Raw genomic sequence first — 19,005 nt, 5'->3', positions numbered from 1 at the left:
ACTACTCCGCGATTACGCTTTGACCGGGTTGCACCGCAGCGGGATCGAGGATCACCTGATCCCCTTCATGGAGACCGGCGGTGACGATGACCCGTTGGGCGGGCCAATCGGAAAACTCGATCGGGCGCACCATTGCGACGCCATCTTCCAACACCAGCACATGGCTGTCGGTGCCTTCGGTCACAATGGCGCCGCGGGGAACGGTCAGGGCGGCATCGGTTTCCGACACGATGATGTTGGCGTTGATGGTCAGGCCCACCGGCAACTCCACCGGTTGGTCGAATGCGAGCTTGATTGGACGGCCGCCGGTCGCCGGGTCAACGGTTGGGGAGGCAAAGACGACACTGCCATGCCGGGGCACGGAGTCGCCCACGGGTTTGAGCAGTGCCTTGAGCCCGCTTCTGATCCGGGAGGAGTAGAGCTCGTCGATATCGGTTTCCACCTGCAAGTCGGCGATATCGGCGATGATGAACAGCTCGGTTTGGGGATCAACCAATTGGCCCCGATCCACATTGCGATCCAGCACCGTGCCCGTTAGCGGGGCGACGATCGTGTATTGCTTGAGCTGACTTTGCGCCTGTTCCAGCGCTGCCTGGAGGCGGGCGACCTCATTGGTCGCGGCCGAAAGCGCCAGTTCGGCGTCCTCGCGGGCTGAGCGGGTAGCATTTTCGCCCAAGGCAATCGCCCGATCTGCATTGGCTTTGGCCTGGGCCTGGCTGACCATCCCCGCATCAAGCGCCGCCTGCGCCTGGCCCACAAGGGTTTGGGGCTGGCTGGTCTCGAGTTGCACCAAGACATCGCCGGCCGCCACCAGATCGCCTTCACTGGCCAGAACCTCAACCGCCAAGGCAGACACTGCCGAGCGCACGGTGACCGTTTCGCGCGCCACGACACGCCCATTGACGGCCAGCACCTGGGAGAACGGCCCCATGGCGAGGTTTTCTACCGCGACTGGGGCGGGCTTTGGCTCCCAGGGACGCGCGAGAGCCGCATAGAGGCCAACTGCGAGCACCGCGACGACGAGGAGCACCTGCCACCAGGACCAGCGGCGCTTGCGATCAGGCTTGTCTGCTGGGGTCGGGGCAGCCATTTATGGTCTCAACTGATATTGGAAGTCCAATGCGTTACCACATTGTTCTGCTGCGGCGAATTAGGCAGGCGCAACCTGGACGGAAAGCCCCGACCTGAGATCACACGAGGCTTGCAGAGCTACGGTGCCCGCCATCAGTTAGTTGCATTGGCGGGCGAGTTTGCCGGCGCTCGTTACGGTGATGCCGGGTCGCGAGCGCGCGAGATCACATCGGTCCGGGACCCGTGCGGCCGATCTAGCCGCCAACAAATTCCATCTCGCTGCGCAGGTCGACCCCGGCCCCTGTGCCGAGCAGGACCGAGGCGAGGATGCGGGCTTTGACGCCGTTGAGGTCGCCTGCAAAGATCACGCCGGCATCAAACAAATCCTTGCCCCCGCCATTGCCGTAGACCGGCTTCACCCGTCCGCGGGGACAACGCGAGGTAAGGATCACCGGCGTTCCTTCTGCAACGATCTGCGCGGCGGCCTCGGCGATGGCGGGGGTCGCATTACCGACACCAAAGCCTTCGAGGATGATGGCCTTGCAACCACTGTCGGCGGCATAGCGGATATATCGGTCTGTCGCCCCCATGGTGAGCTTGATCAGCTCAATATCGGGCTCAACCGAAGTGGGTGCATAGGAGCGGCGCAGCGTTGGCCGCCGCTGCACCACGACGTGCTGACCATCAACTTCGCCCAGCTTGCCATGTTCGCCCGACATGAAAGTGTCTACGCGTGAGGTGTGGGTCTTGGTGACGTCGCGCGCCGCGTGGAACTCCCCCTCGAAGCAGATGGTGGCGCCAAGACCACTGGCGGTGGGCGCGGCGGCAAGCCGGACGGCGTCGGCGATGTTGCGCGGACCATCGGTGTCGGGCTGGTCGGCCGCGCGCTGGGCGCCGGTGAACACCACCGGCTTGTCCGAGGCCAGCAGCAGATCGGCCATGTAAGCGCTTTCTTCCATCGTGTCGGTGCCGTGGGTCACGACGACGCCGTCACAGGCCGGGTCGGCTAAGCGCTCATTGATGCGCTGGGCGAGCGCAAAGGCGAGCGGAAGATCAAAGGCGTAGCTGCCGACATTGCAGAACTCGTCGACCTGCAGATGAATGCCGTCCAGCGGATCACGCAAAGTGGCGCGCAGTTCGGCTGCATTGATGCTTGCTGTCACATCACCTGTTGCCGCGTTCCGGCGCGACGCAATCGTGCCGCCCGTGGTGATCAAGCAAACCGCACTCATCGGGCAAACATTCTCCACACCAAATAGCCGAGCCAACATATACACCGCTGTCACTGGCCGGGCATTAACGTTTGCCGCCTGCCAAAGCCTAAACTTTGTGGCGCTTTGCCCGAATTTCATAGCGATCTTGCTGTTTCGCCGGGAAGACTGGCCTGTATACTCCATCCCAACTGGACCGTTGAAGCACTTGGAACTGCATCTGGGAAGGATAGGACATGGCTAAGGAAATCTTCGTTTCCTATGGGATCGACGTGGATGCCGTTGCAGGTTGGCTCGGCTCGTATGGCGGCGAAGACAGCCCTTGCGATATTTCGCGCGGCGCCTTTGCCGGCCATGTCGGGGCACCCCGCCTGCTGCGCATGTTCGAGAAATGGGGCATCAAGACCACCTGGTTCATTCCCGGCCACTCCATCGAGTCCTTCCGGGCGGAGATGAAGGCCGTGGCCGATGCGGGCCACGAAGTGGGCATGCATGGCTATAGCCATGAGAACCCGATCGCCATGACCCCCGAGCAGGAGGAAGCGATCTTCGACAAATGCGTGGCTCTCATCACCGAACTGACGGGCAAGCCGCCCCGCGGCTATGTGGCGCCTTGGTGGGAGTTCGGCTCCAAGACTAACGAGCTGCTCAAGCAGAAGGGCATCCTTTACGACCACTCCCTGATGCACAACGACCACCACCCCTATTATGTCACGGTGGGGGACCAGTGGACCAAGATCGACTATTCCCAGCACCCCTCGACCTGGATGAAGCCCTATACGCAAGGCGAGGAGACCGACCTCATCGAGATTCCGGCATCCTGGTACCTCGACGATCTCCCGCCGATGATGTTCATCAAGGCTTCGCCCAATAGCCATGGCTTTGTGAACCCGCGGGATATCGAGGAGATGTGGCGCGACCAGTTCGACTGGGTCTACGAGAACTATGATTATGCGGTGTTTCCGCTGACCATCCATCCCGATGTGTCGGGCAAGCCGCATGTGCTCAAGATGCATGAGCGGTTGTTCAACTACATGAAGGGCTTTGAGGGCGTGAAGTTCGTGCCCATGGAGGAGATTGCGGCCGATTTCGCCCAGCGCTACCCCAAGAGCGGCACGGCGCGGCCGCAATCCTGATCGGCGGGGAAAAGGAGAGGCGGCATGTGCGGGTTATGCGGCGTGCTCAACCATGCCGACCACTGGACCAGCGGGCCGGGTGAAGCCTCGGGTGCAACCCGGCCTGCAGCCGATCGGCACCTGCGGGCCGTGGCGGCCAACGAGGTGCTGGCACTGTTCGGCCTCAAGCTCGAGAGCTGGGCGGGGCGCTATACGCTGCGCAGCCGAACCGGCAAGATGGCGGTGGTCGACAATCTCGGCGCCGTCTGGGTTGAGGCCGAGAAGTTGATCGGGCGGCCCTGCGATCCGCTCAACCCGACGGTGCTGGCGCAACTGGAGGCGAAGGGGCGATGAGCGGCGTTCGGGAGCCGGTGGTCGCCAATCTCATCACCGGCTTTCTGGGGGCGGGGAAGACGTCGCTGCTCAACCGGCTGCTGGCGCAACCGGCGCTGGCCGACACCGCCGTCATCATCAACGAGTTCGGCGCAGTGGGGATCGATCATCTGCTGGTGCAGTCGGTTGATGATGACGTGGTGCTGCTCAAAAGCGGCTGCATCTGTTGCACCATTCGGGTCGATCTCAAGAACACCATCCTGTCGCTGTTCGAGCGCGTGCGGCGGGGGGAGATCAGCCCGTTCAGCCGGCTCGTGATCGAGACTACGGGATTGGCCGATCCCGCGCCGATCATCGCGACGCTCAGCGCCGACCTGATGCTGAAATATCATCTGCGGCTGGGCAATGTCATAACCGTGGTGGATGTGCCCAATGGGGCGGCCAACCTTGCGGGCTTTGCGGAGTCCCGGCGCCAGGTGGCGGTAGCGGACCATATCATCATCAGCAAGGGTGACCTGGCGGACGCGGCGGCATTGATTGACCTGCGGCAGCAGCTGGCCCGTATCAACGGCGCCGCCAATGTCGTGGTGCTCGACGAAATGGGGAAGCCGTCTCAAGCCTTGCTGCTCGATACTCTCAACGATCCCGCCAGCCGGGTAGCAGCTGTAGCACCCTGGCTCGGCGATGATGGAGGGCAGGATCACGGACACGAGGCGAGCCAGCACGGCACCATCGGCACCTTTGTGCTGGAAGCTGATCAGGCGATTGCCTGGCCGCGGGTTGCCTTATGGCTCTCCATGTTGATCCATAGCCATGGGCGCAAGATCCTGCGGCTCAAGGGGCTGATCGACATCGAGGGGGCGGACACGCCGGTGGTCGTCCACGGCGTGCAGCACCTCATCCACAAGCCGCTGCATCTGCCCGGCTGGCCCGATGGTGTCAGGCGGACGCGGATTGTGGTGATCGGGGAGGGGCTGGATCGCAACCTCATGCAGCGATCCCTCGCGGCGTTCTGCTTGCCGGCGCAAGAGGCGCAGCCGGAACAGGCGGCGCAATAGCGCCGAAGAAAATCGACGCTTCTTTGTTGGTTCCCACTAACTCGGCAATAGGCACGATCAGCTTTGGAGCAAGACGCTAGAGCCCGGCGATGGAATGGTGAGAGCACCAAAACCAGTGTTTGCGAGGTAGCAAATGTCTTCCGATTTTTGGGAGTTCCTGTGGCTGATCCTCTGGAGCTTTTTCCTGATCTCGTACCTGATGGTGCTGTTCCAGATCATCGCCGATATCTTCCGCGACCGTGACCTCAGCGGCTTTGCCAAGGCCGTCTGGGTCATCGCGCTGCTGATCTTTCCAGTACTGACGGCGCTGGTCTACCTGGTGGTACGCGGCAGCGGCATGACGATCCGCCGCAATCAGGACCTGCAGCGCATGAGCGATGAAACGGAGAACTATATTCGCTCGGTTGCTGGCCGTTCGCCCGCCACCGAAATCGCCGATGCCCATGCCCTGCGCGAAGCGGGCGTCATCTCGGAAGACGAGTTCAGCCGCATCAAGTCCAAGGCGCTGGCCTAGCCCGGCAGGTCATGCCGTTTCCTCGGCAACGAGGTGGCCGTGTCCCACATCGCGCCAGTTGACCGGCGGTGGCTCGTACCCAAGGGGGCGGACAGGACTGGGCAGATCGCCGAACGGCAGGTACAGGCGCCGCTCGCGGGCGGGGTCGGGGATCGGCACCGCCGAGAGCAGGCCCCTGGTATAGGCGTGCTGGGGATTTTCGAAGATCTGGGCCCGCGTGCCGATCTCGATGAACCGCCCGAGATACATGACGGCGACGCGATGGCTGATCTGCTCGACGACGGCCATGTCGTGCGAGATGAAAAGATAAGCGATGCCGAACCGGATTTGCAGATCCTGCAGCAGATCCAGCACCTGCGCCTGGACCGACACATCAAGCGCCGAAACACTTTCGTCGGCAATGATCACCTTGGGCTGCAGCGACAGGGCGCGGGCAATACAGATGCGCTGGCGCTGGCCACCCGAAAATTCATGCGGATAGCGGCGCAGGGCGTCGCGCGGCAGGCCGACCTGGTCAAACAGCTCGGCGGCGCGGTCCTGGAGTTCGCTGCCTTGCGCCAGCCCATGGATATGGAGCGGCTCGATCACCAGCTCGCCAACTCGCATCCGGGGATCGAGGGAAGCATACGGATCCTGAAAGATCATCTGGATGTCGCGGCGCACCGGCTTCATGGCACGGGCGGACAGCCCCTCGAGATTGGTGCCATTGACGACGACGTCGCCGCGGAAAGGCACGAGATTGGCCAAAGCCTTGCCGGTGGTGGACTTGCCGCAACCGCTTTCGCCGACAAGGGACAGCGTTTCCCCCGCATCTAGCCCGAACGAGATGCCTTCGACGGCGTGGACGCGTTGCCCGGCGCGACCAAAGAGGCCAGAACGAATGTCAAAGCGGACGGTGAGGTCCTTTACCTCAACGACTCTGCCAGCCGGTTGAATCATTTTCTCAGCTGGCGCCGGAGCCGAGGCGCGCTTGGGGGCGGTGGTGCCGGTCATCTCGCCAAGGCGCGGCACGGCGGCAAGCAGGGCGCGGGTATAGTCCGCCTGGGGCGACGAGAAGATCTGGCGCACTGTGCCGCTTTCCACCATGACGCCCTTGCGCATCACCAGCACGTCGTCTCCCATTTCGGCGACGACGCCCATATCGTGGGTGATGAGGATGATGGCCGTGCCGGTCTCGGCCTGCAGCTTGCGCAAGAGGGCAAGGATCTGCGCCTGGACAGTGACGTCGAGGGCGGTGGTGGGCTCGTCGGCGATGATGAGGTCGGGGCTTTGGGCCAGCGCCATGGCGATCATCACGCGCTGGCGCATGCCGCCGGAGAGCTCGAACGGATGCTGCTTTAGCCGGCGGGCGGGTTCGGGAATCTGCACCTGGTCGAGCAGTTCGCGCGCCCGGCGGGCGGTGTCGACGGCGCTCAGGCGCTGATGGGCATTGATGGCCTCGCCCAGCTGCTGCCCGACCGTCTGGATCGGGTTGAGCGAGGTCATGGGCTCCTGAAAGATCATGCCGAGGCGGCGGCCACGCACCTGCCGGATCTGTTCAGGTGTTAGTTTAAGCAGATCCTGGCCGTCGAGAAGAGCGGTGCCGCTGCTGACTCGCAGGCCGGGGCCGAGCAGGCGCATCAGCGATAATGCCGTCAGCGACTTGCCCGACCCGCTTTCCCCGGCAATGCAGAGGGTCTTGCCACGCTCGAGGGTGAACGAGAGCCCATCCACCAGCCGCGTCGGGTGGGGCCCTGCGGTTTCAATCACCAGCTCGGACAGGGCGAGCAGCGGCGGAGCCATGGCTAGGCTCTCCCCGGGAACGGGAGAGCGGGCGTTCTGGTTGCCACGATGGCTGGGCAGGGGGTCACTCAAAGACGATCCTGGGGAAGTAGAAGGAAACGACCCAGTTGGGCATGTCGACGATCTCGGAAATGCGCAGATCCCCACATACCGAGCAGAGCATATAGGCGTCTTCCGCGCTGATCCCGTGCAGCTTGCCGAGCAGGTCGACCATGTTGCCGACGGCGGCACGAGCCCCGGCCATCAGGTCGGGTCCGATGCCGGTGGTGACCTCATAGCCCTTGGTGTCGAGATGGCTGGTGACCGGGCCCGGCGTCGTGAAGCGCGGGAAGGCGAGATTGGCGCCCTTGATCAGCTCGAACTTGAGCGAGATGTTCATCTGGCTCTCGATCGCGGTGCCGCAAACTTCGCCATCGCCCTGGGCGGCATGGGTGTCGCCCACCGAGAACAGCGCCCCTTCCACCTCGACCGGCAGGTAGAGAACGGTGCCGGTGCTCAGATCGCGGATGTCGAGATTGCCACCCACCCGGCGGGGCGGGACCACGGAATGAGTGCCCGCCTCGGCGGGCGCCACCCCGATCGTGCCCGGGAAGGCCTTGAGCGGCACCTTGCCCTTGTCGGAATACAAGGTGGGGCTCATGGAGGCGGCATCATATTTCCAGAGCAGGAGCGCCGGATCGGTGAACTGATCGGCAAGGAGCCCAAAGCCGGGGATATTGGCCGTCCAGCCAAAGCCCGAGGGCTGAAAGCCATCAATGGTGATCTTGAGCGCATCGCCGGGCTGGGCGCCAGCGACCAGGATCGGCCCGGTGACGGGATTGACCTTGGAGAAATCCAGGGTCGAGACATCGGCCACGGTGCTGTCGGGGGTAAAATGACCCGAGCCGCTGTCATGGCACTCGAACAGAACAGTTGAACCGGGCGCCACCGTTTGCACGGGCGGGATCGAACGATCCCACCCGAAATGATGATGCGCGCGGTGAATGGTGTAGTCGCAGTTACTGCACATCTTTGGCAAACACGTGATCGTAGTGGACGGGGATATGGACGGGGTCGACGAAAATGGCGTCGGGGCCGCCCAGGCGTTCGGAGCGGAGGGTGAAACGCTGCTCGTTGAAGATGGGCACCCAGGGGGCGTCCTCCATCACGCCGAGAAAGACGTCACGCCACATCTGCTCGCGCTCGGCCTGCTTGGCCGGATCGGTCACGGAGTCAGCGGCGACGGCCTGGGCGTCGAGGTCCTCATTGCAGTATTTGGACCAGTTCCAGCCGCCTTCAACGGCGCCAGCGCAGCCCAGGATCGGGCCATAGAAGTTGGAGGGATCGGGGAAGTCGGCGATCCAGGCCATGCCGCCAGACCAGATCATCGGGGCCGAGCCGTTGCCGCCGGCTTCGATCACATTGGCCTGGGCGAGGGAGCTGATCTCGGCCGTGATGCCGATGGCGGCCAGATCCTGCTGGATGGCCTGGGCGATGCGCGGATTGGGATCGGTGTTGTAGACAAAGAGCTCTGTGGCAAATCCATCGGGATGACCGGCTTCGGCCAGCAGCGCCTTGGCCGCTTCCGGATCATAGGCATAGCCCTCATAGTCCGGCGCATAGCCAGGCATGGTCGGGGGCAGGGGCTGGTTGGCGGGAACGGCCCGGCCGTTGATTACACGAACAATGCGATCCTTGTTGATCGCCATGTTGACGGCCTGGCGCACCTTGAGATCGTCAAAGAGCGGCTGGGTGACGTTGAGGGTGATATAGCCGGTGTGAAGCTGGCCGCCTTCAACGATCAGGCCCTCATAATCGGGGTTCTGGCTGACCTGGACGAACTGGGCGGGCGGAATGCCGTCACCCGGCATGTCGATCTCGCCGTTCTGGAAGCGCAGGAGCGCAACGCTGGGCTCGACGCCGACCTCGAAGGTAATCTGGTCGAGTTTGGGCAGACCCGGCTCCCAGTAATCGGCGTTGCGCTCGAAGACGAGGCGCTGGCCCAGCGTCCACTCGGCGAGCTTGAAGGCGCCGGTGCCGACGGGGTGGGTGGCGAAATCGGCGCCCCATTCCTCTACCGCCTCCTTGGGCACGATAGAGGCGAAGTTGAGTGCCATGACATGGAGAAAGGTCGCGTCGGGGCGGGTGAGCTTGACCGAGACCGTGAGCGGATCAACCACCGTGACGCCCGAAAGCTCGGTCGCTTCGCCCGCAGCCATCGCATCAAAGCCCTCGATGGAGGCAAAGAAGCCGGCTCCGGGGCTCTGAGTGGCGGGAGCAGTGACGCGCTCGAAGGAGTATTTCACGTCATCGGCGGTCATCTCACGGCCGTTGTGAAATTTAACGCCGGGGCGCAGCTTGAAGGTATAGGTCAGCTGGTCATCCGATAGCTCATAGCTTTCCGCGAGGCCCTGGCTCAGGGTCGAGGTGCCCGGCTCGTAATCCATTAGGCCATCAAAGAGCGACTTGATCATGGACCAGTTCTGCCAGTCATAGCCGATGGCGGGATCGAGCGTCGCCACGTCGTTTTGATAGGTGACGATCATGGCGCCACCCTGCTTGGCGTCCTGCGCCATTGTGGGTGAGGCGGCGAGAAGGACGGCGAAGGCAACCCCCGCCAGCAGTGATTTGCGCATCTTGTGGTTTCTCCCTGGAACGGCGTTTGTTTGAACGGACATTTGGATCCTCGCTCAGCGCAGCTTGATGCGGGGATCGATGAAGGGGGCGGCGAGATCGGCGAGCAGATTGCCGATGACGATGGCGCAGGCGGAAACCAGCGTCACACCCATGATGATGGGGATATCGACGCGCTGGATCGCCTGCCAGGCGAGCTGGCCGATGCCGGGCCAGCTAAAGACGCTTTCCACCACGACGATGCCGGACATGAAGATGCCGATATCGATGCCGATCATCGCAAGGATCGGCAGGATGGCGTTGGGCACGGCGTGGCGCAGCAGCACCTGATGGCGCTTGATGCCCTTGGCTTCGGCCGTGCGGATGAAATCCTGGCGCAGCACCTCGATCATGGAGGAGCGCATCATCCGGGCGTACCAGCCGGCGCCGAGCAGCCCAAGGGTCAGGGACGGCAGCACCAGATGCTGGAAGGTGCCGTAGCCGCCGATGGGGAACCAGCCCAGCTGCACGGCGAATACATAAAGCAGCAGGATGCCGGCGACGAACTGCGGTGCTGACACGCCGACGAAGGACGCCACCATGAGGGCATTGTCGAAGGCGGAACCGCGCCGCACTGCCGCCAGCACGCCCAACGTGAGGCCGATCACCAGTTCGCAGACGATGCCGCCAGCCATTAGCAGGAGGCTCGCCGGCAAGCGCGAGGCGATGAGGTCGGCCACTTCGGTGCGCTGCAGATAGGAGCGGCCGAGATCGCCCTGCAGGAGACCGGTGAGATAGCGCCAGTATTGCTCGTAAACGGGCCGATCGAGGCCCAATTGCTGGCGAATGCTTTCCACTGTTTCGGCGGTGGCGCTGCGCCCGGCGATCTGGCGCACGGGATCGGCGGGGAGGAGATAAAGCAGGGCATAGGTGATGAGGCTGATGCCAAAAAGGATCAGCACGGCCTGCAGCAACCGCCGAAGCACATACAGGGTCATGGCTGGCGCCCCCGCGAGGTGGGATCGAGAATGTCACGCAGCGCATCGCCGACAAGGTTGAAGCCTAGGGCCAGGAGGATGATGGCAAAGCCGGGGATGAAAACGAGCCAGGGCGCGGAGGCGAAGTAGCTCTGGTTCTCGAAGATGATGTTGCCCCAGGAGGGGGTGGGCGGCCGCACCCCGACGCCAAGAAAGCTCAGCGTTGCTTCCAGCAGCACGGTGGTGGAGATGCCTAGGGTGGCCCAGACGATGATGGTGGAGACGAGATGGGGCAGGATATGGCGGAAGAGGATGAGGGCCGAGCCGGCGCCAAGCGAGCGTTCGGCGGTGATGAAGTCGCGTTCGGCCAGCGAGCTGGTTTCGGCGTATAGGACGCGCGCCACCTGCACCCAGTTGACCATGGCGATGACGATGGCGACGATCCAGAGGCTCGGGCGGAAGATCGCCGCGAGCACGATGGCGAGGAGCAGGGCGGGGAAGCTCATCATCAGATCGGTGAAGCGCATGAGGACGGTGCCGACGATGCCGCGGAAATAGCCCGCGGTGATCCCGACCAGCGCCCCGATGGTCACGGCAATGCCGTTGGCGACGACCCCGATGGTGAGCGAGGTCTGGGCGCCATAGATCAGCCGGCTAAGGAGATCGCGGCCGAGGAGATCCGTGCCGAACCAGAACTGCGCATTGGGCGGCAACGGGGCGCCTTCGATTGTGAGGCCCTCGAAGAACTGCTCGCCCGGATCATAGGGGGCGACCAATGGGGCGAAGACCGCGGCCGCGACGACGAGGGTGATGATGAGGAGGCCGATCAACGCGAGCGGGCGATGGAGCAATTGGGACAGCACCGAAGCGGGCTTGACCGGCACGGCGGGAACGCCTCCGGGTGCCAGTTCAGGCGCGAGAACGTCGGTCATTGTGCTCCCCTTCCTGGTGCACCAAGCGGGCAGCCATGATCTCGATGGTGACGCGCTGGCTCATCGCCATCTGGCGCAGGATGTCATAGGCCGCACTGGCCGTGCCCGCGCCTGCGGCCATCAGCTGGGCAGTGGCTTCGGCTACCACCTGACGGCCGGCGAGCTGGTCGCGTAGCCCTGCCAGTTCGGCCTGGAGCGCGGTGCGCTGCTGGAAGGCCGATGTGGCGATCACGAGTGCCGCATAGATGCCGCCGCTGCCCACCGGCTTGAGCAGATGCGCATCGGCGCCTTGCCGGAGGGCCCAGGCGAGACGTCCCGGCGCTTCCGAGCCAATGAGGGCAATGGTGGGCATGGGCGCGGTGCCGGCAGGCCAGGGGAACTGCCCGTCATGGCCCATGTCGGCGTCGAAAAACAGCAGGTCGATGGGGGCACCGGCGGCGTCGGGCGCCAGTTCGGGCCAGCATAGGGTCGAGCGGATGCCCAGCTGTTCGAGCTGGCGCACAATGGCGTCGACCACGGCGTGCGGGCGGTGCAGGATCGCGGCGCGCTGGCCGACGAAATTGGGGGTGAGATCGGCCGTTCTCATTTCACCACCCGCAAATTGCTGCCGGGGCGCGCTCGGTCCGCGGCGGGAACGACGAGGCTGGTATGGGCGAGATAGGGGTCGGGTGCGATCGGCTCGTCGCGCTGCTCGATGATGGCGAGCGCGCCGCTGGCGGTAACCCGGGCGATGTGAGGGGTGAGAACGGCATGGTTGTTGGCAGCCAAGATTTGCAGCGGCCCCAGAGGGGTGGAGGCCGTGGCCTGGTTGAGCGAGGCGAGCACGGATTTGCCGTCCTCCGTTTCCGCTGCAACGAGGCCGGCGACGAGCAGTTGGACGGCGCTATAGGCCTGGGCGAAGAAGGCCGAGATCGGTTGGCTGGTGGCGTCGAGCTGAGTGAGGAAATGCTGGTTGGCTGATGTCGGCAGGGCCTGGAAGTAGGGGGCAATGGTGTAGAGCCCCGCGGCCTTGTGGCCGAGCAGCGCCGCTTCCCCTTCGGCCAGATTGCAGCTCACCACCGGGCGCTTCTCCACGGAGAAATCGGGATCGGCCTCACCCAGGGCATGATACGCTTCGAGGAACGAATAGGAAGATGGCCCGATCAGCGTATTGAGCACGAAATCGGGGCGCTTCTGGCGGATGTCGCGCAGGATATGACCAAGATCAGCGTCGCCGAGGGGAGCATAGCGCTCACCTGCAACGGAGCCGCCGGATTGCTCGATGATGTCCCGGGCGATGCGGTTGGTTTCCCAGCCCCAGATATAGTTAGAGCCCACAAGATAGCCGTTGCTGCCGAAACGGGGCAGGATGTGCTGCAGCAGCGGCAAGATGTGCTGGTTGGGGCAGGCGCCGAGATAGACCACCTGTTCATTGCACTCAAAGCCCTCGTAAGGGCAGGGGTACCAAAGGGTTGCGTCGTGCTTTTCGAGCACGGGGATAACTTCCTTGCGGCTCCATGAGGTGGTGCAACCCACAATGTGCCGCGCCCCCAGCGCCACGATCTCCGCCGCCATGCCGGCATAGCGCTCGGTCATGCCGTGGGGGTCGCGATGTTCGGCCAGAATGCGGAAGGGCAGCGTGCCCGAGCCATTGAGCGCTTGGACGGCGAGTTGCGCCCCGGCAAGGCCTTCGCGCCCGAGCGCCGCATAGGCGCCGGTGGTGGAGAACAGTAGGCCAACTGTCACAGTTTGTTCGAGAACGGACAAACCAGGCTCCAAAACGAAAAAGCCCCACCCGGCGGCCAGATGGTCGTCCGAATGGGGCGCAAATGCCCGCAAGGCTTATGTTCTTGGCAGTGCAGCACCGGCTTGGAGCCAAGTCAATCAGAATCGGCCTTCGGGTTGAGCAAGAAGTTGCGGTGCCGAACCATTGGGCAGAGTGCTCACATTGTGGCGGCAGCGAGCTGACGCGCCTGCACTAAAAGCCGCACCGGCCTTGGGCCGTGCGGGTATGGGGCAGGCGGGCATCGCAGCAAGAACTGCGACATGGGGCGAAGTTCGCCTCGGTGCCGGTCGTCCGGCGGGAAATAGAAGGTGAAGCAAGCTTCGCCCCATGTTCTATCGGAGACTCTTCGGTGAGGACCGTCCGTGGCTAGACCCGTGCCAAACGCCAGAAGCCCTGAAGCTTCATTGGACCGGGGGATGAAATCGGTCCCGGATCATCCTCGTCCCGAAGGAGCTTGGGCGACCCCAAACTCATCCGATATCCCCGCACCGACCGTTCGTCGCGACCGCGCAGCTTGCCCGGGAACAAGGGGATTGTGCCTGAGGTTTTCGGGGGCGGGGATAAGTTTGTGGGGTGGGGCGGTGATGGCCGCCCTCGTGGTTCGAGGCTACGCTACGCTACGCACCTCACCATGAGGGCTCCCGCGCATTTCGGCGCATTCCGCACCTCCGGAGCCCTTGTGGTGGAGTGCACAGCGGAGCCTCGAATTCAGGAGGGCGGCGCGCGGATGCTGGCTGCGCGAATGGAAGTGGAAACCATGGTTAAACAAACTTGTCGCGGCAGGGGGTTCGTTTCCCGCCCTCGCGCGTAACCCTTCAGAGCTGGCCAGCCTTTGAAGCTGCGGGCCGCCGCAGTGTTGGCCCGGAGGGGTGGACGCATGGACTATCCTGCTCCAGCACGATCCAGACCCGACGAGCGCCGGGCGCAGCGGCGGTATCTCGCCCTGGCCGTGATGGTGGGGATTATCGCGGGGGCGATCGGGTCGATGTTCCACCTCGCGATCAATGCCCTGCTGCAATGGCCCGCGCAGCTGCGCCAAATTGTGGACGGGCCGCTGCTGGTACTCGCGGCAGCGCTGATCACCATGACAGTGACGGTGGCAGCTGTGGCGCTCGTGCGCCATTGGGCGCCCGAGGCCAGCGGCAGCGGTGTCCAGGAAGTGGAAGGGGCGATGGATGGCCTGCGCGAGATCCACTGGACGCGAGTGCTGCCGATCAAATTTTTCGCCGGTGCGGCGGCGATCGGCTCGGGGCTGGTGCTGGGACGCGAAGGGCCGACCATCCATATCGGCGCGTCGGTGGCGGCGATGCTCTCGGCGCGCTTCCAGCTGACGGCCACGGAGCGCAGCGGCTTGCTGGCGGCGGGCGCGGCCGCGGGCTTGGCTTGTGCCTTCAATTCGCCGATTGCCGCGGTTTTGTTCGTGATCGAGGAAACGCGGCGGCAATTTCCCTATCGCTATAGCACCTATATGGGCGTGATCATTGCGGCGCTGCTCGCCACCGTAGTGACCCAATGGATCGGCGGTACTGTTCCGGACCTTGCGCTCGCTGCGCCGGAAGTGCCGTTGCCCATGCTGCCCTTGTTCGTGCTGCTCGGCGGTGTGCTTGGTGGTGTGGGCGTCGCGCTCAACGCTTGCATCCTCAAGGCCCTGGCTTTTGCCGGAGCAGCGCAGGAACGGGCGCCCTATCTATACCAGGCCGTGGTCGGGCTGCTGGTGGGGGCGCTGCTGGCCCTGTTTCCACAAACGGTGACGGGCGGAGAAGCGCTGATCCCGGCACTGGTGCGTGAGCAGCCCGGCGTGGTGGTGCTGCTGGCCCTGACGGCCGCGCGGTTCTGCACCACGGTCGGTAGCTATTCAACGGGCGTGCCGGGTGGGATCTTCGCGCCGATCCTGTCGCTGGCGGGATGCGTTTGGCTGGCCTTCGCCGCCCTTGCCAGTGCTGCAATGCCCGATGCCGGCGTGGTGCCGGCGGCCTTTGCCATTGCCGCAATGGGCGGACTTTTCACCGCCTCGGTCGGCGCGCCGATGGTGGGGGTGGTGTTGACGCTCGAACTTACCGGTGCCTACGGCGCGACGGTGCCGCTGCTGACCACCTGCCTTGCAGCCAATCTGGCTGCGCAGTGGTTGGGCGGCCGACCGATCTACGAGCAGTTGCTGGAGCGCACGCTCACGCTGGCCGGCATCAAGGCACCGGCAAAGCCGGCCAATGATGGATGACGGCGACGCCGGAGTGATGACCCGGCGCAAGGGCTTGCCGAAAAGCGCTTTTGCCGGGCTGATTACCGGCTCTGCATTGTGGCCCCGGGGCCGCCGGCAGCTAAAGGGCGACGCCGAAGAGCCAGCCGGCAGCCGAGGTGATCACCATGGCGAGCGCCCCCCAGCCGACCACCCGGACCATGGGCATGAAGATCGGGGTTTTGCCGGCCCAGGCACCAAGCCCTCCCAGAAGAGCGAGCCCTGCCAGCGTTACCGCATAAAGCGGCAGCAGGGTTTGACCGGCAGCGGCGAAATAGGCTGTGGCAACGGGGATGATGGCGCCGGCGGCAAAACTGGCGGCAGAAGCAGCGGCGGCCTGCACCGGGCGAGCCAGGGTGCCCTGATCGATGCCGAGTTCCTCGCGGGCATGCACGGCCAGCGCGTCGTGTTGCATCATCTGCGTGGCGACGGTGCGGGCCAGGGCTTCATCAAGCCCGCGCGACGCATAGATGGCGGTGAGCTCATTGAGTTCCCCCTCGGGGTCGGCTTGGAGTTCCTGGGTTTCGCGGGCAAGGTCCGAGCGCTCGGCGTCGCGTTGCGAACTGACCGAAACATATTCGCCGGCCGCCATCGACAAAGCGCCTGAGATCGCCCCGGCCAGTCCGGCGAGGAGGATAGCGGTCCTGTCGCCCGAGCCGGCGGCCACACCGGCAACGAGGCTAGCCGTTGAAAGCAGTCCGTCATTGGCGCCCAGAACTGCGGCACGCAGCCAGCCGATCCGATTGGTAACATGGTCTTCCCGATGCGCCGCCATGAGGGTTCCTTTGCGCGGGGCTGCAGCCCCATCTAGTCGGCGCCAGCGGGTGTCAGCGCTTCCTGGGGCGGCTGGTCTGGCTGGTTGGTTTCCCCGGAAAGGCCGGTGACGGCCAGAATCTCGTGCTCGTCAAGCGTTTCCCGGTCCAGGAGGGCATGGGCAAGGGCATCGAGCTTGCCGCGATGTTCGCGCAACAGGGCTTTGGCTTGCTCATGGCACTCATTGATGATCCGAAGCACTTCGGAGTCCACCAGCCGCGCGGTTTCCTCGCTATAGGGCTTGTCATTGCCCAGCATGCCCTGGCCAGTCCAGGCGTTCTGGCGCGGGGCCAGTTGCACCATGCCGAGCTTGTCGCTCATGCCCCAGCGGGTGACCATCTGGCGGGCCAATTGGGTGGCCTGCTCGATATCGTTTTCCGCGCCCGTGGTGCGGGTGCCATAAACGATTTCTTCGGCGGCCCGCCCGCCCAGCATCCCCACGATCTTGGCCAGGAGATAGCTCTCTGGGTAGTTGTAGCGGTCCGTGAGCGGGCGCTGATAAGTCACGCCCAGCGCCTGCCCGCGCGGCACGATGGTGACGCGCTGCACCGGGTCGGCGCCTGGGACTACGAGGCCCAGAATGGCGTGGCCGCCTTCGTGATAAGCGACGCGCTCCTTGTCGGCTTCGCTCAGGATGATGGGGCGTTCGGGACCCAGGATAATCTTTTCAAGCGCATCAATGAAATCCTTTTGATGCACTTCTTCTTCTTCGCGGCGAGCGGCGAGGAGCGCGGCTTCGTTGACGAGGTTGCGAATATCGGCGCCCGACAGACCGGGCGTGGTTTTGGCGAGATGGGCAAGATCCACATCAGCCGCCAAGGGGATCTTGCGGGTATGCACCTTGAAGATCGCTTCGCGGCCATTGCTGTCGGGAAGATTGACCACGACACGGCGGTCGAAGCGGCCGGGGCGGAGCAGGGCGCGGTCCAGCACGTCGGGCTGGTTGGTGGCGGCGAGCACGATGATGCCCTCGCGGCTGGAAAAACCGTCCATTTCGGTCAGGATCTGGTTGAGGGTCTGCTCCTGTTCGCTGGCGCCGCCGAGCACCGCCTGGCCGCGGGCGCGACCGATCGAGTCGATCTCGTCGATGAAGATGATGGCGGGTGCATGTTTGCGGGCATCCTGAAACAGGTCCCGCACGCGGGCGGCGCCAACGCCCACGATCATTTCCACGAACTCCGAACCACTCATGGAAAAGAACGGCACATCGGCTTCTCCGGCCACGGCGCGAGCGAGCAGTGTCTTGCCGGTGCCGGGCGCACCAACGAGCAGAACCCCCTTGGGCGCGGTGCCGCCGAGGCGGGTGTATTTGGCGGGATTGCGCAGGAAATCAACGATTTCCACCAGTTCGTTCTTGGCTTCCTCGATGCCCGCAACATCGTTGAAGGTGACCTTGCTGTCGGTTTCCTTGTCGAAGCGTTTGGCCCGGCTTTTGCCGATCCCCGATATACCGGCCATGCCGCCCAACATGCCACCGCCTTGCTTGGCAGCGCGGCGGAACAGCCAGACATAAAGCCCGATGATGATCAGGGCCGGCCCGAAGGCATAAAGCAGGGTGACAAACAGATTAGGTTCGGTCTGGAGCGGGGTGGCGCGGATATCCACGCCATGCTCGATCAGCTCGGTATCGAGCCCCGGGTCGACGAACATCGGCAGGATGGTGGTAAAATCCTGAATGGTGCGCGGCGTGCCGGCTGGTTGCCCCTCAGTAGCCGGCGGAGCCCATTCGATGGGCGCCTTGAACCTGCCCTCGACCCGGTCGCCCTGGGTATGGATGGCTTCCACATTGTCGCGCGCCAGTTCCGCACGGAAGGTCGTGTAGGAGATCGGCTCGGGGGCTCCGGGCGCCGGAAACAACAAACTGACGACGAGATAGTTGATTGCCAGCAGCGCCAGGAACCACAGCCAAGTGCGTCTGGATGGCATTGTCGGCTGCGGCTTGGTGCCCGTCGGCGTGCGCTCGGGCGGCTTGCGCTCCGGCGGTGTGCTGGCCTGGTTTCCTGACATTCATCCCACCTTGGAGCTAAGCTGGACAACGAAGTCTAAGTCGATGCGCTACGGGTCATCACTGGATGATTGAAGAAATGGCAGGGCCTGGTGCGCCTCGGCTCAATGCAGGCAAACGGAGGGCGAAAACCATTGGTTCCGCCCCTGCTTGGGCAAGGCGGGACTTATCCTTAAGGATTGTGCCTCGCTCGCTCCGCGGCGAAACGGAGCGGGCCGGGGGCTCACGCTAGGGAGCTTGGCGCGGTCGCCGCGACAAGGGCGCCCTGCCGCTATTCGGAATTTTCGCCCCGCGCAGTGCCGGTGGCGTTGCCAGCGGTTTGGCCGCCACCGGTGCCAATGCTGCCCACCCCGGGAGCCGCGCCGACCGGCGCAATGCCGCCGGGCTGCAGATTGGTGCTGAGGCCAGACGGCGCCTGGGTCGGGCGATCCGAGCTGTTCTCGTCTTCCGCCGTCAATTCCGCGACGGCATCCATGTAATTCTGGAACTCACGTCCTTCGGGGCGGCCTTCCCGTTCCCAGATCTGGTGCGCGCGGCGCTTGATGTCTTCGTCGTCGAGTGTCGGCATTTCGATCTCCTCCTTAGCGCCCAAAATGCGCGA

General features: G+C 64.1%; 17 protein-coding genes. 5 read left to right on the top strand and 12 right to left on the bottom strand.

All coding sequences use genetic code 11. The annotated features are described in order from the left end of the window. Position 1: 1 nt before the first annotated feature. A complete protein-coding gene (locus AC3YOG_RS07580) occupies positions 2–1,090 on the bottom strand; it encodes an efflux RND transporter periplasmic adaptor subunit (protein WP_489934669.1) in 1,089 nt (362 codons plus the stop codon). 235 nt (positions 1,091–1,325) lie between these two features. Then, positions 1,326–2,303 (bottom strand): asparaginase, encoded by a 978-nt coding sequence (locus AC3YOG_RS07575; protein WP_489934668.1) that lies wholly within the window; start codon positions 2,301–2,303, stop codon positions 1,326–1,328. Positions 2,304–2,518: 215 nt separating this feature from the next. Here AC3YOG_RS07575 and AC3YOG_RS07570 point away from each other — a divergent pair, with 215 nt between their 5' ends. The 4 genes from AC3YOG_RS07570 (at position 2,519) to AC3YOG_RS07555 (ending at position 5,302) form a co-directional block, all read left to right on the top strand. Beyond that, a complete protein-coding gene (locus tag AC3YOG_RS07570; protein WP_127752991.1) occupies positions 2,519–3,418 on the top strand; it encodes a polysaccharide deacetylase family protein in 900 nt (299 codons plus the stop codon). A gap of 24 nt (positions 3,419–3,442) precedes the next feature. After that, positions 3,443–3,751: a hypothetical protein gene (locus AC3YOG_RS07565; RefSeq protein WP_489934667.1), complete on the top strand. Its 309-nt coding sequence runs from the start codon at positions 3,443–3,445 to the stop codon at positions 3,749–3,751. Next, a complete protein-coding gene (locus AC3YOG_RS07560; RefSeq protein WP_489934666.1) occupies positions 3,748–4,788 on the top strand; it encodes a CobW family GTP-binding protein in 1,041 nt (346 codons plus the stop codon). The genes AC3YOG_RS07565 and AC3YOG_RS07560 overlap by 4 nt, the downstream gene beginning before the upstream one ends. Positions 4,789–4,921: 133 nt before the next feature. Continuing rightward, complete coding sequence (locus AC3YOG_RS07555) at positions 4,922–5,302, top strand: PLDc N-terminal domain-containing protein (protein ID WP_489934665.1); 381 nt, start codon at positions 4,922–4,924, stop codon at positions 5,300–5,302. Between the two features lie 9 nt (positions 5,303–5,311). On the opposite strand, the gene AC3YOG_RS07550 is transcribed toward AC3YOG_RS07555, so the two are convergent. The 7 genes from AC3YOG_RS07550 to AC3YOG_RS07520 form a co-directional block, all read right to left on the bottom strand. Beyond that, a complete protein-coding gene (locus AC3YOG_RS07550) occupies positions 5,312–7,084 on the bottom strand; it encodes an ABC transporter ATP-binding protein (protein WP_489935257.1) in 1,773 nt (590 codons plus the stop codon). Between the two features lie 64 nt (positions 7,085–7,148). Continuing rightward, positions 7,149–8,093, bottom strand: coding sequence for an acetamidase/formamidase family protein (locus AC3YOG_RS07545; protein WP_489934664.1), 945 nt, complete (start codon positions 8,091–8,093; stop codon positions 7,149–7,151). Beyond that, a complete protein-coding gene (locus AC3YOG_RS07540) occupies positions 8,083–9,699 on the bottom strand; it encodes an ABC transporter substrate-binding protein (RefSeq protein ID WP_489934663.1) in 1,617 nt (538 codons plus the stop codon). The genes AC3YOG_RS07545 and AC3YOG_RS07540 overlap by 11 nt, the downstream gene beginning before the upstream one ends. 54 nt (positions 9,700–9,753) lie before the next feature. Further along, positions 9,754–10,674, bottom strand: a complete 921-nt coding sequence (locus AC3YOG_RS07535; RefSeq protein WP_127752997.1) for an ABC transporter permease — start codon at positions 10,672–10,674, stop codon at positions 9,754–9,756. Next, positions 10,671–11,585 (bottom strand): ABC transporter permease, encoded by a 915-nt coding sequence (locus AC3YOG_RS07530; protein ID WP_489934662.1) that lies wholly within the window; start codon positions 11,583–11,585, stop codon positions 10,671–10,673. Before AC3YOG_RS07530 ends, AC3YOG_RS07535 begins: the two co-directional genes overlap by 4 nt. Continuing rightward, complete coding sequence (locus AC3YOG_RS07525) at positions 11,563–12,171, bottom strand: ANTAR domain-containing response regulator (protein ID WP_489934661.1); 609 nt, start codon at positions 12,169–12,171, stop codon at positions 11,563–11,565. Before AC3YOG_RS07525 ends, AC3YOG_RS07530 begins: the two co-directional genes overlap by 23 nt. After that, positions 12,168–13,331: a transporter substrate-binding protein gene (locus AC3YOG_RS07520; RefSeq protein ID WP_489934660.1), complete on the bottom strand. Its 1,164-nt coding sequence runs from the start codon at positions 13,329–13,331 to the stop codon at positions 12,168–12,170. The genes AC3YOG_RS07525 and AC3YOG_RS07520 overlap by 4 nt, the downstream gene beginning before the upstream one ends. An 896-nt stretch (positions 13,332–14,227) precedes the next feature. Between AC3YOG_RS07520 and clcA the strand changes: the two genes are divergently transcribed. Further along, positions 14,228–15,568, top strand: coding sequence for a H(+)/Cl(-) exchange transporter ClcA (gene clcA, locus AC3YOG_RS07515; protein ID WP_489934659.1), 1,341 nt, complete (start codon positions 14,228–14,230; stop codon positions 15,566–15,568). 100 nt (positions 15,569–15,668) lie between these two features. Here clcA and AC3YOG_RS07510 read toward each other — a convergent pair whose 3' ends face one another. The 3 genes from AC3YOG_RS07510 to AC3YOG_RS07500 form a co-directional block, all read right to left on the bottom strand. Further along, entirely contained in the window at positions 15,669–16,361 is a 693-nt protein-coding gene (locus AC3YOG_RS07510) for a VIT1/CCC1 transporter family protein (RefSeq protein ID WP_127753001.1), read from the bottom strand. A 32-nt stretch (positions 16,362–16,393) separates the two neighbouring features. Continuing rightward, a complete protein-coding gene (gene ftsH, locus AC3YOG_RS07505; protein WP_489889951.1) occupies positions 16,394–18,406 on the bottom strand; it encodes an ATP-dependent zinc metalloprotease FtsH in 2,013 nt (670 codons plus the stop codon). 269 nt (positions 18,407–18,675) lie between these two features. Beyond that, positions 18,676–18,972 carry a DUF2934 domain-containing protein gene (locus AC3YOG_RS07500; protein WP_489934658.1) on the bottom strand — a complete coding sequence of 99 codons (297 nt, stop codon included), beginning with the start codon at positions 18,970–18,972 and terminating at the stop codon, positions 18,676–18,678. Positions 18,973–19,005: the final 33 nt, after the last annotated feature.

Source organism: Devosia sp. Z6_126 (assembly GCF_058133495.1).
Note: the sequence above shows the minus strand (reverse complement) of the source record. Positions and strands in the feature narration are given on the sequence as shown.

What these genes read in the sequence shown, in the direction of transcription:
- AC3YOG_RS07560 (WP_489934666.1), top strand. Translation starts at nt 3,748, where the DNA reads ATGAGCGGCGTTCGGGAGCCGGTGGTCGCCAATCTCATCACCGGCTTT.
- AC3YOG_RS07555 (WP_489934665.1), top strand. Translation starts at nt 4,922, where the DNA reads ATGTCTTCCGATTTTTGGGAGTTCCTGTGGCTGATCCTCTGGAGCTTT.
- AC3YOG_RS07570 (WP_127752991.1), top strand. Translation starts at nt 2,519, where the DNA reads ATGGCTAAGGAAATCTTCGTTTCCTATGGGATCGACGTGGATGCCGTT.
- AC3YOG_RS07550 (WP_489935257.1), bottom strand. Translation starts at nt 7,084, where the DNA reads ATGGCTCCGCCGCTGCTCGCCCTGTCCGAGCTGGTGATTGAAACCGCA.
- AC3YOG_RS07575 (WP_489934668.1), bottom strand. Translation starts at nt 2,303, where the DNA reads ATGAGTGCGGTTTGCTTGATCACCACGGGCGGCACGATTGCGTCGCGC.
- ftsH (WP_489889951.1), bottom strand. Translation starts at nt 18,406, where the DNA reads ATGTCAGGAAACCAGGCCAGCACACCGCCGGAGCGCAAGCCGCCCGAG.
- clcA (WP_489934659.1), top strand. Translation starts at nt 14,228, where the DNA reads ATGGACTATCCTGCTCCAGCACGATCCAGACCCGACGAGCGCCGGGCG.
- AC3YOG_RS07500 (WP_489934658.1), bottom strand. Translation starts at nt 18,972, where the DNA reads ATGCCGACACTCGACGACGAAGACATCAAGCGCCGCGCGCACCAGATC.
- AC3YOG_RS07525 (WP_489934661.1), bottom strand. Translation starts at nt 12,171, where the DNA reads ATGAGAACGGCCGATCTCACCCCCAATTTCGTCGGCCAGCGCGCCGCG.
- AC3YOG_RS07565 (WP_489934667.1), top strand. Translation starts at nt 3,443, where the DNA reads ATGTGCGGGTTATGCGGCGTGCTCAACCATGCCGACCACTGGACCAGC.
- AC3YOG_RS07530 (WP_489934662.1), bottom strand. Translation starts at nt 11,585, where the DNA reads ATGACCGACGTTCTCGCGCCTGAACTGGCACCCGGAGGCGTTCCCGCC.
- AC3YOG_RS07510 (WP_127753001.1), bottom strand. Translation starts at nt 16,361, where the DNA reads ATGGCGGCGCATCGGGAAGACCATGTTACCAATCGGATCGGCTGGCTG.
- AC3YOG_RS07580 (WP_489934669.1), bottom strand. Translation starts at nt 1,090, where the DNA reads ATGGCTGCCCCGACCCCAGCAGACAAGCCTGATCGCAAGCGCCGCTGG.
- AC3YOG_RS07545 (WP_489934664.1), bottom strand. Translation starts at nt 8,093, where the DNA reads ATGTGCAGTAACTGCGACTACACCATTCACCGCGCGCATCATCATTTC.
- AC3YOG_RS07540 (WP_489934663.1), bottom strand. Translation starts at nt 9,699, where the DNA reads ATGCGCAAATCACTGCTGGCGGGGGTTGCCTTCGCCGTCCTTCTCGCC.
- AC3YOG_RS07535 (WP_127752997.1), bottom strand. Translation starts at nt 10,674, where the DNA reads ATGACCCTGTATGTGCTTCGGCGGTTGCTGCAGGCCGTGCTGATCCTT.